Source organism: Paenibacillus sp. V4I7, from assembly GCF_030817275.1.
GTDB lineage: Bacteria > Bacillota > Bacilli > Paenibacillales > NBRC-103111 > Paenibacillus_E.
Window position 1 is genome coordinate 3,769,889 of the sequence record NZ_JAUSZD010000002.1, and the last position, 13,001, is coordinate 3,782,889.

Below are 13,001 nucleotides of genomic sequence, written 5' to 3' on the forward strand. Positions count from 1 at the left end.
GGGAGCTTCCTCTTCGTGTATTATTTGAAAAAAGCCGGTAGATACGCTTTATTCTTCTCCAGCATTTCTTCCATAAGCGTCTTGGCTACTGCCACTGACGGCACCAATGGATGATGAACCAGTGCTTGTAGAACGAGATCTCTACTGCCTGTCACAGCTGCTTCAATGGTGAGGCGTTCATATGTTTTGACTGCATGAATAAGGCCTTTGACATGTTCAGGAACTTTGGTCAGGCCCATTGGAATAGGACCACCCGCTGTAATGACACAATTCACTTCAATACAAGCATCCTTCGGCAAAAAGTCGATGATGTTATCGTTCATTACGTTCAGTGTTTGAATATCCCGCTTGTCATTGTAAATGGAATCCATGAGATTGACAGCTGCCTCTGAATAATAAGCACCTCCGCGTTTCTCCAACTGTTTAGGCTTCTCCTGCAGGTCAGGATCTTGATAAAGCTCGAACAATTCTTCCTCAACGCGTTTCACAACTTCCGCCCGAGTCCCATTTTCTTTGAGCGACGCCAACTGTTCTTCAAGCATGATATCCGTCATGTAAAAATATTTCAAATAGTAGGAAGGCAGGGATTGCAGCGAACGCAAGAAATCCGCATCCCACTCGCTTGCCGGTACGTTTTTGCCGCTAAATTCTTCTTTGCGATCCAGCAATTCAGCTAATTTATCCTCGCCTCTGATTTCAGCGCGCGTTACCCAGTGGAGATGGTTTAACCCAACGAACTCGGTGTATATCTGTTCAGGTGCAGCATCATACTTGTTCATTAACCATTTGTGCAAACCGATAGGCGCATTGCAAAGACCTATGCTTTTCACTTTGGAGTACTTATGAATCGCCTCCGTCACCATACCTGCAGGATTCGTGAAGTTCAGCAGCCACGCGTTAGGGCTCAATTCTTCAATATCCTTACAAATATCAAGCAGTACAGGAATCGTACGAAGTGCTTTCATCATCCCGCCCGGACCGGTCGTTTCCTGACCAATAACATCGTATTTGTTAGGAATATGCTCATCCCATTTACGGGCTTCCAAAAGACCTACGCGCATTTGCGTACTTACGAAATCCGCATTTTCGATCGCTTTTCTGCGATCCAAAGTTAAGTGTACCTCGATCGGTAAACCGGACTTCTCGATCATTCTTTTTGCCAAATTACCGACGATTTCCAGCTTGTGCTTACCTTCTTCCACATCCACAAACCAAAGCTCTCTGACAGGCAGCTGGGCATATCTTAAAATAAAACCTTCTACGATTTCCGGCGTATAAGATGAACCTCCGCCAATGATGGCAATTTTCAATGCATCTCTCATTGCACTCACATCCTAGTCTTATCTAATAATTGTATGGTTTGATAGTCGGACACGGTCCGGAGTTTCTCGTACACATCTATGGTAACGGGGGTACCTGCAGCTTCCATCGCCATCCAAACGGCGCCTACCACAGGTTCAACGTTCAATTTCACAATTGTGGCATTGGAGGCGACTTCGCTGACTGCCTTTTCAATATAAGAATGAATAAAGGGCCCCTCACCTCTTGCAATGACACTGCCCGCAAGTACAACTTGAAAAGTCTCTTGCTCCATGTTTAAACGTTTAATGACAGCAATTGCTGACTTGCCAAGCTCTTCCCCTTGCACCCTGAGAATGCGGCAGGCGACCTCATCACCTTGCACTGCAGCTTGGAACAACAGTTTGGTCGTATGGAGCGGTACAGATTTGTTGTTATCCAGAAAATCATCAAACAGCACCTGCACCGAATCGTAGCCAAGACACTTGATCAGCAGCTCAGTCAGCATAGTGGGTTGCTCTCTGCCATCCCATGACCGAATGACAGAACGAAAAGCCTCTACAGCGAGTGTGCCTCCCCCGCCAAAATCACCAAACTGGTAGGTGAAGCCTCCACATTGAAAAAACTCACCTTGCCTGTTCTTGCCGGCACTGTTCGTTCCACTTCCGCAGATGAGAACCACGCCAAAAGGCTGTGGCGTACCAGCACGCAAAGCAATCATGGTATCACAATCAATCCCATAATTCGTGAATCCCAGTCCGCCAATTAGCGGACGCAGGATCGTATAATCAATCGGTCGATCTGCGCCAGCAAGGCCGAAAAAAGCATATTCAATGTCGTTATATGTAAGCCCCGCCTGCTGCAGCGCCATTGCTACGGAGTTTGTAATATTTCTGAGTGCTTGTTCTACACCAAGTTGATGATTGCCATTGCCGCTGTGCCCTTTACCGATGATATGTCCATGTTCATCTGTTACGAGCGTGTAGGTTTTACTCCCGCCTGCGTCTACACCCAAATAATATTTCATGCTTTCAACTCCTGTATATATCCATCATCTCTAGTTTCGCTTACTTGTGGTGGATTCTCGAATGATTAATTCCGGTTCCAATTGCACCGTTATATTACGTTTGGCTGTACCATCAATCCACTTAAGCAAAATATCGACGCCATGCTGCCCCATTTTGTCCGCCGGTTGACGAACGGTTGTTAACCTGGGGCGGAATTCCTCCGAGAAAATCTGATCATCAAAACCAACAATTGACAGATCACGCGGTATTTTGTAGCCCTCATTTTTGAGCGCGTCCATCACACCAAAAGCTGTCAGATCATCGGCGGCAAATACCGCACTCGGAAGTTTTCTCGACTGAATCCAGCGACTTGCCGCTTGGTAACCGGAGGTGATGCTGAAATTACCTTTTTCAATCCAAGAAGGATCCAAACCTGCCTCCTGCATCGCACTGACGAAACCGCGCCGCCGCTCGCTGCTGCTTAAGTAAGGTTCAAGCCCGGAAATATGGGCAATCTCCGTGTGGCCTAGGTCAATTAAATGTTTCGTGGCATCGTAGCCACCTTTATAATTATCAATAATTACAGAGGATATCGAGGGATGAATATGCTGATTATCCAGCATGACGAAAGGAATTTTCTTCTTTTTCAATTCCATGACATAATCATCCTCATGAACCGGCGAGAGCATAATAACACCGTCCACACGGTCCTCTTGGAACATGGAATTATCGAAAGATGCGAACACGTCTGTTGATATCGAAAGCGCTAAGAAGTAACCTTTTTCAGCAAGCCGATCGTTAATCTCTTTGACTACTGCATCCAAGAAAGAATCATTTAAAGTGGTAATGCCGAGTCCAATAATACCCGTCTTGCCACGAGCCAAGCTTCGTGCAGCTGCATTCGGATGGTAATCTAACTCTTTCATCGCTTGCAGCACTTTTTGGCGATTTTTTTCACGTACAGTGCCTGCTTGATTAATGACTCGCGAAACAGTGACGACTGACAAACCGCTTCTCTTGGCGACGTCAAAGATGCTTACTTTCATATAAAACAACTCCTGTAGCTCTATAATTGCAGTAATCAAGTCGATTTACAGCATGTTTCCAAAGTACCACAATTAGCGTTTCAAATATACAAGAGGAAAATGCAATATGGCACGCAGCATTCCTCCAGCTTGAGCGTGTTAAAAGTTTAACCGCTTTAACTTTTAGTGATTACTCCCCCCTTAATTTTAGAATATTGAAATATTCTAGGTTTCTTCCAAAAACCGATCCCCTTCGAAAGTTAAAGCGCTTTAACTTTCGTGAATTAATTATATACGATGAAGTCCGGGTTAACAAGCATAATTCGACCAATAAATTTAAAGAGAGACCATATCTATAGCTAGATACAGACTCTCCTCTTATTTAACTCCAATATTCATTTTCACATCTCCAATAAGAGCATTTCTTGTCTCATTTCGATCAGCTTGGTTTTACTCTCCATGACCGCTTTGACATCGCCTGAAACCATCGCATCATGCAGGGTAGCTAGTTCGTAATCCAGCTCCATCCGTAAAATTGGAATTCGATCGTCGGTACGCTTGGATCGCAGCGCTTGCATGACTTCCTCTACGGTCACGGCAGGCTCCTTCTGATACAGCACTTTATGTTCGATACCGCTAATCTCGACCATTCGAATAATTTCACCGAACATAATATTCTCAATGAGAATTTGCCGATCCTTGAATCTTTTTACAACAGCATGACCACGTGTATCACCAATCAGCTTCTCCATCATTTCGGCAAGCTTCTCATCTTTGAAGGAATAATTGCCTACAATTTTATACTTTTCACCGATTCGTTCGAATTTCAGCTTAATCAGCTTGCGTCCTGTGCGAATGGAAATGATGAACTGCAGTTCGCTTTCGTTCCAATACAGAGAATAACCTTCCTGAATGAGTGCTTTAATGAAGTTCCGGATTAGCCGGCGATCAAATCGTAACTCTAGGTTGCAATACTCCACTTCATGACTCTTACTCACGGCAATCCCCTCCATAATTGGCGCATATTATTTTGTTTAAATATTCAGACAACTTATCTGCTTACTCTTATCTTATTATGAATTCTATGTTTTAGCAACTTGGATTATTGACATTTTTTTAAGGAAAAACGTACAAAAAAAGCTGATGCCCGTATTCTAACGGCTTCAGCCCTAAACTGGAAGAAAACGGCCTCTGCCTATGCAGTACCTATGCGTTTAATGCCATCCCCAGAAAAATCCATCGCGCTCCCAAGCTGCTTTACCGCCATGAAGTTTTTTAAAGATTTTCTTCACATCTTTGGAAATCGCTTGATTCCCATTCTCGTTCACATATATGAAGGATTCCCCAAAATGTTGAATTATATAGTCCACTGCTTCTTTCTGATATAAAATACCCGCGGATTTCAACTGCTCCATCATCCATTCTGCAACTTCATTCGCCGTAACGGCCATTTGCATTCTCTCCCTTTATTCGTATGTCTAAGGCCTGTGTACAGGCAAGTGACGCTATTGTACCATAGGAACACAATCTTTTCGAAATCATCGTCCGAATAGGTACAGGAGCACAATCATCCTAATAAATCCGAATAGCCCATTCATTCCTAGGTAGAGCTCCATATGCTATCTCGTAAGACAAACGAACAGATTGTAAAACGAAAGGGTGATTTAAATGGGTTATGATGCAGGTGTCGGTGGTTATAGATCTTCCGCAGCCGTTTTGGTTCTCTTCATTTTGTTGGTAATTATCACTAGTGCTTTCTTTATCTAATTCACTTAAAAATGAAAGGGCTATTCTGCTGAAGCAGATAGCCCTTTTACTTTGTTAACTAACCTCGGCATCACCCGGTCTAAGAATAACCGAACCGACGCCTAGAAGAATCAGTCCAAATAAGGTGAGTACGCCCATGTGCATCCACATCTGCGACAGAGTCTGACCAGAAGCCATTCGCTGAATGGCCTCAATCACCCACTTTTGCGGAACGAAATTCGCAATTTTCTGCATCCATTCCGGCATAAAGCTGATCGGCCAGAAGCATCCGCCTAACATACACGTTGGGGTAACAACGAGAGAATTAATCACGCTCATATTCGACGCATTCTTAACCATACTAGCTACCGCACTGGCAATTCCCATGCTGGCTAATAAGAAAAACTCCAACATAATAAACTGCGATAAAAACGGAAGTCCGTACTCATAATTCGTTACATAACGCGTAAATAAAAGGATGACAAGCACCTGCAACGTCCCAACCAGGAAACTGCCTATGAAATTTCCAAGTACAATTTCGAAAGAATGAACCGGCGCCGAATACGTTCTAGCCATGGTTCGTTGTCTACGATCATCCATAATCACGGAAACGGTGTTATTGATTAACCCCATCATGAACATCAGCATGAAACCAATCACAGTATTCATTTTCGGATTCACATATAAATCAAGGTCAGTAATTCGCTCCTTTACTTGATGCTTCTCCATCTGAGAAATCGTTTTCTCCACTGCTTCGTGTAGCGCTGCATCTTGGAACCCTTGCTGGCTATACAGCTCAATCGTTCCTTGATATCTAGATAGAATACTATCCAGATTGATTTTGAGCGTAATCGAAGCCTCATTTATGTTTAGTTGGTACATATCTATTTGCGCTGATGCACCTTTCATCAACGTCTCGCTGAATCCTTCAGGAATCAGAAAAGCGCTGCTCACTTTTTGCTTCGTAACCATTTCTTTAAGTGCTGTTTCAGAAGCTTCTTGTTTGAGCCGATAATCTGGCAGCATAGAAAGTTCTTGCAAGAGATGGGAACCCATCGCTCCTCGATCCAAATTGATATAAGCAATATCAACCCCGTGCTCGCTCTGTTGACCAAGTACACCAATGATTAGCGAAACCGCTGCTGCTGGAATGACTAAATACATCAAAAAGCCTTTTTTCTGAAAAAGTGTACGTCGCAGCATATTGAGCGCTATAAATAAGCTATTCATGATATCCCGCCTTCCGATATACAATCAGGGAAAGAAGCAACAGTCCCCCACTAATACTAGCTAAGATCAATAGATGATACCCTATGAAAGCAGCATCACTTCCGAGCATAATCCGAAACATACTCTGCATGGCCCAGTGATTGAGCGTAAACTCTCCCATTCGCTGCAGAAGACCCTCTGGAAGAGGTGTGAAACCTCCACTCAGGAAGGTCATGACAAGAATGATGATTTGGAACGTCGTATTGATTGCTTTAGACGATTTCGCTGCCAGCATAATCAATATCGCTAGACTCATCGAAGCCACGATAATCAATAAGCAAACCAGGAAGAGGTGGAAGAAGTCATTTCCCCAATCGACACCATAAAACAGAATAGTTGCAATAATAATGATTGCTGCCTGGAGTATCGAAATGAAGATATTTCCAAGGATTTTACCTAGCAAAATTTGATATTCATGAATGGGCATCGCATTTAAGCGTGATAACGTGTGACTTTCTTTCTCTCCTTGCAAACCCAATGCCGCTCCCATGCCCGAGTATAACAAAAACATGACTAGCATAGACGCTGTGTAATACTGCATTGCCGTATAGTTGGAATTAGAAGAAGTAAGCTTGCCTAGCCGTACATGCGAAGAAGCCTCCGCTGTTGGTTTGAAAAATCCGTCACTACCTTGTTTCTGCAACATTTCCGCTCCCCCGGGGCCTGCTGAAATTATCGCGGCTTGCCTATAATTAACTTGTTCCAAAAAGGAGCGAAGCGTCATCTTAGCGGTCAAATTTTGCCCATAATCCTGGCCAAGTATCATCTCCCACTCTGCTTCCTTTCCTTCAAGCACGCGGCTGCTAAAATCACTTGGAATGATGAGTGCAAACTCCGAATCCCCAGATTTGAGCCGTTTTACTGCTTCTTCACGTGATTGAATGTTCATTGGTTGTATGATCTTCATTAACTCCGGAGTGCTGAGAAAGCTAGTTAACCCTGCGCTTAAGACTCCTAAATCTGACTGCACCACATCTACCTTAACGGGCTTCAGTGTCCGATCTTCCATTTTGAACGTGCCTGAGAGCGCCGATCCCAAAATGAATATAAGTAAAAGCGGCATCAAATACTGAATAATGAGTACATATCGCATGCGCATAAAACGCAATATTTCATACTTAGCAATGATCCAAATCGGCATGGTGACCTCCTCCTAATCCCGTAAGGTTCTTCCGGTCAACGACAGAAATAATGCCTCAAGATCAGGCTCCACCTGCGTGAGCGATTGAATTTTCACTTCGTGTTTGGAAAGGATAAACAGGATATCTTGCAAATAGGCTTGCGAGGAACCCACCAGCAGTTCAAGTGTCTGTTCATGTATGGTGACTTGCTTAATCCGCGGATGATCCCTTAATTCTTTGACGGCTTCTTCCCTCAGGTTAGCTGCTTGAATGATAATTTTATTGTCCTGCTCAACTTTACCGCGCAATTCTTCGTGAGTCCCACAAGCAATGAGGTGCCCATGATCCATGATGCCGACCCGCGTGGATATGGCGGACACTTCCTCCATGTAGTGTGAGGTATAAATGATCGTTGAGCCCATACGGTTCAGCGTCCTAACTGATTCCAGAATGTGGTTTCGGGACTGAGGATCGATGCCCACGGTAGGTTCATCCATAATAATCAGCTTTGGATGATGCATAATTGCACAAGCAATGTTCAATCTGCGCTTCATTCCGCCCGAAAAGGAACTCGGTTTATCGCGAGCGCGGTCTGATAGTCCTACAAATTCCAGCGCTTCCTCCACTCTGTCTTTCAGCAGTTTACCTCTTAAGCCATATAATTTCGCGAAAAAAGTGACATTTTCTCGCGCTGTTAAGCTTTCGAAGATCGCGAGATCTTGTGGAACAAGACCAATTCCCCGTTTCACTTCAATTGTATCTTTTGCAACCGAGAGCCCATCAACAAACATTTCACCTTGATCGATTTTGAGCAGGCCGCTTAGCATTTTGATCGTTGTGCTTTTCCCGGCCCCATTGGGTCCTAACAATCCGAAAATTTCACCTTCATGAATCGATAAATTCAAATGATCGACAGAAATTTGATTGCTATACTTTTTGACAACATTTTTTATTTGAACAAAGCTCATAAGATCCTCTCCCTTTTCCCAATTCCCTATTTCCAACTGGTGTTATTACAATCATTGTATCGCCAAGAGATCCCCTTAACAGGTAGAATAAGTCATTATTCAAAGGTGACAAAAGTCATTATCTGTCTAATAGACGTGTTAACCCACTTGGTTAATATGGTATACTTTGCTAATACTTGCCCTGCAAAGGAAGGGAATCGATTGACACAATTAAGCTCGTTAACCCGTTATTTACTCATTCTCATCCCAGCGATTGCCTCGATGTATCTCGAAAGCTATTCATCCAATGGCATGTATGTTTTCCTCATTCTCTTATTCATTTGGATCGCTGAACTGCGCAGAACGATATTCTCGAGATCAGCATGGATGCTTTTACTCGAAATCGGATTCAGTGGATGGTTGAGCTATCACTATGACGGCATTTTATTCATCACCTTTTACTCCACGCTCTTATCCTATGTAACGACCGTAAATAGTCATATTCGATACTATTTCGTGAGTATTCACTTGATTGTATTGAACATATCCTTACAGAATCAGCCAAACAGCTACTACCTTATTGCCAATCTCATCTTCATGTCTGTGACGCTGCTCCTGCTGCAGATGCTCCAGACTGAGCAAAACAAAGAGGAAGTTGAGCTGCTCTACGATAGGCTTCGGAGGCAGCATTACGAGCTGGACGAAGCTCGCATTCAATTAATGGATTACGCCCGAAAAGTCGAAAACATCGCACAAACGGACGAACGCAATCGGATTTCCCGAGATATTCATGATGATTTGGGACACAAGCTGATCCGGCTAAAAATGATGATGGAAGCATCCTTGCAGATCCTTCCTACTCAACAGAAGAAAGGCGTAGACATGTTAATGTCAGTTCGTGACCAGTTAACAGAAAGCATGGAACTGCTGCGCTCCACCGTACGTAGACTGAAACCAGATGAAGAAACGTTGCAAACCTATTCACTGGAGAGGCTCATTGAAGGACTGACAGCAGATAAAGGGATATCTATTGAGGTTGAGATACAGGGGATGCCCTACGTGCTGTATCCGAGTCTAGAGTTCATTCTATACCGTAACGCACAAGAAGCCATCACGAATGCCATTCGTCACGGATCCGCAACCCAGGTTCTTATTCAGTTAACCTATGAATCTAAACAAATTACAATGTGTATTTCGAATAACGGTAAATTGCCTACTGAGCGCAGTATAAACGGACTAGGAGTGTCAGGCATGGAAGAACGAAGCAAGCTCATTGGCGGTCAGCTGATTCTGTCAATCGAGGATCGATTTACAGTGACAACTGTCTTGCCTACTTTTCGCCAAATTGAATCTACCTAAGAAAGGGTTGACCACAGCATGATTCATGTGCTCATTACAGACGATGATCCATTCATCCGCGAAAGCTTACAATTAATCATTGGACTTGACGAAAATATGAAGGTCGTTGGTACGTGTATGCATGGAGACGAAGCTCTTGCTTTTATCCAGAACGGCGTCCAGGTTGACGTTGTCCTCATGGATATTCGGATGCCAATCTGTGACGGTGTACAGGGCACTTTGAAGATTAAGCAAGCTTATCCGGATATAGCCGTGCTTATTCTGACCACATTCGACGATGATGAATTTATCGTTCAGGCCTTGCGAAACGGGGCCAGCGGTTATCTACTCAAAAATATTTCACCGGATCGGATTATTCAAGGAATCAAGACGGTAGAACAAGGCAATCTACTTATTCATGCGGATATTGCCAAGAAATTGACGACTTTTATCAGCGCTAGTTCATCTTCGAACGTACCTGCAGCCAAACCACTTAGTGAATATGGATTAACAGCCAGCGAACAAGCAGTCGTAGCGAAAATTGCTGAAGGTCTATCTAATAAAGAAATCGCCCAGGAGCTATTCCTGAGCGAAGGTACAGTTAAGAATTATATTACGGAAATTCTCAGCAAGCTGAACCTCCGAGATCGCACGCAAATTGCTATTTTCTATTTAAAAAAGCAATCAGGCACCGGTAGTTAATTATTTAACTCTCGCCACCTGAATGTCCTCTTTGGAAGAGCTTCCAACCACATAATCAGGCTTATTATTATTGCCATTTATTTGCGTCAGTTTGAGAGTTGTGCGATAGAAATGCCCATTTTCCGTAAGTAAGTAGCTGTATGTATTCTCTTCAGGCAGCGCATCAATGATAATCGGATTCGTCATGTAAGGTACTTTATTGATCTCATAGTATCGGAAACCTTCCACATATTCTCTAATTGTCTTGAGCTTGACTGGATCCTGCTCCCCTGTAATGACGATGGGTTCATTAATGAGATAGGAAATTTGCGGCGTTTCTTTCCAGCTTTTTTTCAATTCTTCTTCGCTGACATAGATATCCTCTGAATACTTTTCCTTCGCTTTCCGCAATCCGCCTGTAGAGACACCCATTCGGTCCAAATCTTTCAATCGGTAATACGTCTGATCCGTCATATTAACAAGAACCGGGTAAGTCCCCCCTAAATAATCAAAGTACTGTGGATAAGGGTACTGCAGCACAATTTCTGTATAATTCGTTTCGTTGCCTTCCGCTGGCTGCTGAGGATTAACTCGGGAATTCAGATAGATTGTTTTCGTGCTATCCTTCCAATTCACAACCGCTCCTAGGTAGGTTCCTAGCTCCTTCACAGGCAAATAACTGGAATTATTATAAATTAAAGGCGGATTCGCCAGCTTCACTTCTTGCCCGTTCACCACGACTTTAAAATCATTTCTTAAGTAAGCATCAACACGCTGCAGAACATCCTGTGCATAAACACCTGCTGTGAAACAAGTTCCCATTAAAGTGCCTAGTACCGCAATTTTGGACCATTTTGACATACGCATAAGTATAAATTCTCCTGTCTTTCCTAATTGATAGTTACCTCATATTTCGGCATGGTTCCACTTTTTCCCTGCTTTTCCGCTATAAAATCGGTCCAATGGCCTACTTCCTTTCTAGGAAACTCGTAATCATTGCGGGAATACACGAATTGCTTTAGAATAATTGAAAACGTAATTGAAAAGAGGAATTAAACAGATGAGTTTCACTGGATTTGCACAACATGATTTCGATACCTTTGCTATAGAAGGTCTTGATGGTCGTATGGAAGCCATTCGAGAACGCATTCAGCCTAAATTCAAAGCATTAGGTGATTCTTTGGCTCAGGATTTGTCAGTCCTTTCCGGTACAGAAATGTTCTTACATATCGCTAAACACTTAAGACGCAAAGTGAATCCCCCAGTCGATACTTGGCTGGCAATTTGTCCAAACAAACGAGGGTATAAACAGGTACCTCACTTCCAGGTCGGTCTATTTGATGATCGTGTCTTTATCTGGTTGGCACTTATTTATGAACTCCCGAATAAAAGTAACATTGCAACTACCTACATGAAAGAAATCGACCGTATGCAAGAGGAGATTCCATCCGATTTCGTTCTTTCCTTCGATCATATGAAAAAAGACGTCACCTCCCTTGCCGATTTAGACCGCAGCGGCTGGAACGATGCATTAATTCGATTCCGCGATGTCAAAAAAGCGGAGCTGCTCATCGGCCGCAACCTCAGTTTCAAGGATCCCGTGCTAGAGAAACCAGCTGAACTTGAGCTGCTTATTAAACAAACCTTTGAGAAGCTCATCCCCCTTTACAAGATGGCTGTGAACGCAAAGTAAATCGGATTTATGGAAATTTTTATGTGGGACTAAGGTTCCTTTAAAGTAAAATTAACCCCTCCTGCACAGACTAAGTGCTGTAGTCCTAATCCAATAGGAAAGGAGGGATCCAACAAGTATGAACCCTACGTATATGAAAAAGCTGATGGTGAGCTCAATTGCTCTCACAATCGCTCTTGGCTGCAGTGCTCTCCCCTCCATAACGGCTGCGGCTCAATCTCCTTCCGAGGATCAGGAGCAAACGATTCGTTTGCATCAGACCGATGAGAAGGAGCAAGGCGGTCATCGCCGCAAATGGCCGATTATCGATGAGTCTGCTACGGTCATCGGCATTGACAAGGAAGCGCTCGTCAAAGCACTGAAGAGCGGTAAAAGCATCATTGAAGCAGCCGCAGACAAAGGCATCAGTGAAGCCGACTTGACGGCCAAACTGCAGCAGCTGCGAACAGGCAAAATTGAAGCGGCCGTCAAAGACGGCAAGCTGACAGCAGATCAAGGCGAGCACATGAAGATGAAGCTCAGTGAGCATTTGAAGTTCATCCTCAACGAGAAAAACTTGTTAGAAGGCCATGAAGGACATGGGAAGTGGCATAAGTTCGGACTGAAGCCGGATACTGAGAAGCTCGCTAAGACTCTCGGTCTGAGCAAGGACGAACTTCACGCCCAGCTCCGTTCCGGCAAATCGCTGGCGGAGATTGCCCAGTCTAAGGGCATTTCCAAGGACAAGCTTGTAGCGTCCATTAAGGACCAGTTAACCCCATCTATTGAGAAATGGGTTGACCGTAAGAAAGATGCGAAAGTCAAAGACTGATAGCTGTAAGTGTTAGCAAAAAGGCATTCCTCTGGGTTCCTCTGGGATGCCTTTTTGCTGTTTT

General features: G+C 43.7%; 14 protein-coding genes. 5 read left to right on the top strand and 9 right to left on the bottom strand.

Annotated features, from left to right (window positions below; all coding sequences use genetic code 11):
• Positions 1-20 precede the first annotated feature (20 nt).
• From QFZ80_RS18600 to QFZ80_RS18620, 5 genes are all read right to left on the bottom strand, one after another.
• Positions 21-1,322 (bottom strand): 6-phospho-beta-glucosidase, encoded by a 1,302-nt coding sequence (locus tag QFZ80_RS18600; protein ID WP_307560435.1) that lies wholly within the window; start codon positions 1,320-1,322, stop codon positions 21-23.
• A gap of 5 nt (positions 1,323-1,327) precedes the next feature.
• Entirely contained in the window at positions 1,328-2,326 is a 999-nt protein-coding gene (locus QFZ80_RS18605; RefSeq protein ID WP_307560437.1) for an N-acetylglucosamine kinase, read from the bottom strand.
• Between the two features lie 30 nt (positions 2,327-2,356).
• On the bottom strand, positions 2,357-3,352 hold the full coding sequence (locus tag QFZ80_RS18610) for a LacI family DNA-binding transcriptional regulator (RefSeq protein WP_307560440.1): 996 nt from the start codon (positions 3,350-3,352) through the stop codon (positions 2,357-2,359).
• Between the two features lie 380 nt (positions 3,353-3,732).
• A complete protein-coding gene (locus QFZ80_RS18615) occupies positions 3,733-4,329 on the bottom strand; it encodes a hypothetical protein (protein ID WP_307555345.1) in 597 nt (198 codons plus the stop codon).
• Between the two features lie 216 nt (positions 4,330-4,545).
• On the bottom strand, positions 4,546-4,782 hold the full coding sequence (locus tag QFZ80_RS18620; protein WP_029195560.1) for a DUF6953 family protein: 237 nt from the start codon (positions 4,780-4,782) through the stop codon (positions 4,546-4,548).
• Between the two features lie 217 nt (positions 4,783-4,999).
• On the opposite strand from QFZ80_RS18620, the gene QFZ80_RS18625 reads away from it, so the two are divergent.
• Entirely contained in the window at positions 5,000-5,098 is a 99-nt protein-coding gene (locus QFZ80_RS18625) for a YjcZ family sporulation protein (protein WP_307555342.1), read from the top strand.
• 54 nt (positions 5,099-5,152) lie between these two features.
• Here QFZ80_RS18625 and QFZ80_RS18630 read toward each other — a convergent pair whose 3' ends face one another.
• The 3 genes from QFZ80_RS18630 to QFZ80_RS18640 are packed head-to-tail and all read right to left on the bottom strand — an operon-like array spanning position 5,153 to position 8,435.
• Positions 5,153-6,307 carry an ABC transporter permease gene (locus QFZ80_RS18630; protein WP_307555340.1) on the bottom strand — a complete coding sequence of 385 codons (1,155 nt, stop codon included), beginning with the start codon at positions 6,305-6,307 and terminating at the stop codon, positions 5,153-5,155.
• Positions 6,300-7,487, bottom strand: coding sequence for an ABC transporter permease (locus QFZ80_RS18635; RefSeq protein ID WP_307560443.1), 1,188 nt, complete (start codon positions 7,485-7,487; stop codon positions 6,300-6,302). The genes QFZ80_RS18630 and QFZ80_RS18635 overlap by 8 nt, the downstream gene beginning before the upstream one ends.
• A 12-nt stretch (positions 7,488-7,499) precedes the next feature.
• Complete coding sequence (locus QFZ80_RS18640; protein ID WP_307560445.1) at positions 7,500-8,435, bottom strand: ABC transporter ATP-binding protein; 936 nt, start codon at positions 8,433-8,435, stop codon at positions 7,500-7,502.
• Positions 8,436-8,636: 201 nt separating this feature from the next.
• Here QFZ80_RS18640 and QFZ80_RS18645 point away from each other — a divergent pair, with 201 nt between their 5' ends.
• Together QFZ80_RS18645 and QFZ80_RS18650 are read left to right on the top strand one after the other, a co-directional pair.
• The gene (locus QFZ80_RS18645) at positions 8,637-9,773 is read left to right on the top strand and encodes a sensor histidine kinase (RefSeq protein ID WP_307560447.1); all 1,137 of its coding nucleotides are present in this window, start codon (positions 8,637-8,639) and stop codon (positions 9,771-9,773) included.
• A gap of 18 nt (positions 9,774-9,791) precedes the next feature.
• Complete coding sequence (locus tag QFZ80_RS18650; protein ID WP_307560449.1) at positions 9,792-10,454, top strand: response regulator transcription factor; 663 nt, start codon at positions 9,792-9,794, stop codon at positions 10,452-10,454.
• On the opposite strand, the gene QFZ80_RS18655 is transcribed toward QFZ80_RS18650, so the two are convergent.
• Positions 10,455-11,300 (bottom strand): stalk domain-containing protein, encoded by an 846-nt coding sequence (locus tag QFZ80_RS18655; RefSeq protein WP_307560451.1) that lies wholly within the window; start codon positions 11,298-11,300, stop codon positions 10,455-10,457.
• 193 nt (positions 11,301-11,493) lie between these two features.
• Between QFZ80_RS18655 and QFZ80_RS18660 the strand changes: the two genes are divergently transcribed.
• Together QFZ80_RS18660 and QFZ80_RS18665 are read left to right on the top strand one after the other, a co-directional pair.
• Positions 11,494-12,126 carry a YktB family protein gene (locus QFZ80_RS18660; protein ID WP_307560453.1) on the top strand — a complete coding sequence of 211 codons (633 nt, stop codon included), beginning with the start codon at positions 11,494-11,496 and terminating at the stop codon, positions 12,124-12,126.
• Positions 12,127-12,244: 118 nt separating this feature from the next.
• Entirely contained in the window at positions 12,245-12,937 is a 693-nt protein-coding gene (locus QFZ80_RS18665; protein WP_307555323.1) for a hypothetical protein, read from the top strand.
• Positions 12,938-13,001 lie beyond the last annotated feature (64 nt).

What these genes read in the sequence shown, in the direction of transcription:
- QFZ80_RS18610 (WP_307560440.1), bottom strand. Translation starts at nt 3,352, where the DNA reads ATGAAAGTAAGCATCTTTGACGTCGCCAAGAGAAGCGGTTTGTCAGTC.
- QFZ80_RS18650 (WP_307560449.1), top strand. Translation starts at nt 9,792, where the DNA reads ATGATTCATGTGCTCATTACAGACGATGATCCATTCATCCGCGAAAGC.
- QFZ80_RS18630 (WP_307555340.1), bottom strand. Translation starts at nt 6,307, where the DNA reads ATGAATAGCTTATTTATAGCGCTCAATATGCTGCGACGTACACTTTTT.
- QFZ80_RS18640 (WP_307560445.1), bottom strand. Translation starts at nt 8,435, where the DNA reads ATGAGCTTTGTTCAAATAAAAAATGTTGTCAAAAAGTATAGCAATCAA.
- QFZ80_RS18665 (WP_307555323.1), top strand. Translation starts at nt 12,245, where the DNA reads ATGAACCCTACGTATATGAAAAAGCTGATGGTGAGCTCAATTGCTCTC.
- QFZ80_RS18635 (WP_307560443.1), bottom strand. Translation starts at nt 7,487, where the DNA reads ATGCCGATTTGGATCATTGCTAAGTATGAAATATTGCGTTTTATGCGC.
- QFZ80_RS18620 (WP_029195560.1), bottom strand. Translation starts at nt 4,782, where the DNA reads ATGGCCGTTACGGCGAATGAAGTTGCAGAATGGATGATGGAGCAGTTG.
- QFZ80_RS18660 (WP_307560453.1), top strand. Translation starts at nt 11,494, where the DNA reads ATGAGTTTCACTGGATTTGCACAACATGATTTCGATACCTTTGCTATA.
- QFZ80_RS18625 (WP_307555342.1), top strand. Translation starts at nt 5,000, where the DNA reads ATGGGTTATGATGCAGGTGTCGGTGGTTATAGATCTTCCGCAGCCGTT.
- QFZ80_RS18655 (WP_307560451.1), bottom strand. Translation starts at nt 11,300, where the DNA reads ATGCGTATGTCAAAATGGTCCAAAATTGCGGTACTAGGCACTTTAATG.
- QFZ80_RS18600 (WP_307560435.1), bottom strand. Translation starts at nt 1,322, where the DNA reads ATGAGAGATGCATTGAAAATTGCCATCATTGGCGGAGGTTCATCTTAT.
- QFZ80_RS18605 (WP_307560437.1), bottom strand. Translation starts at nt 2,326, where the DNA reads ATGAAATATTATTTGGGTGTAGACGCAGGCGGGAGTAAAACCTACACG.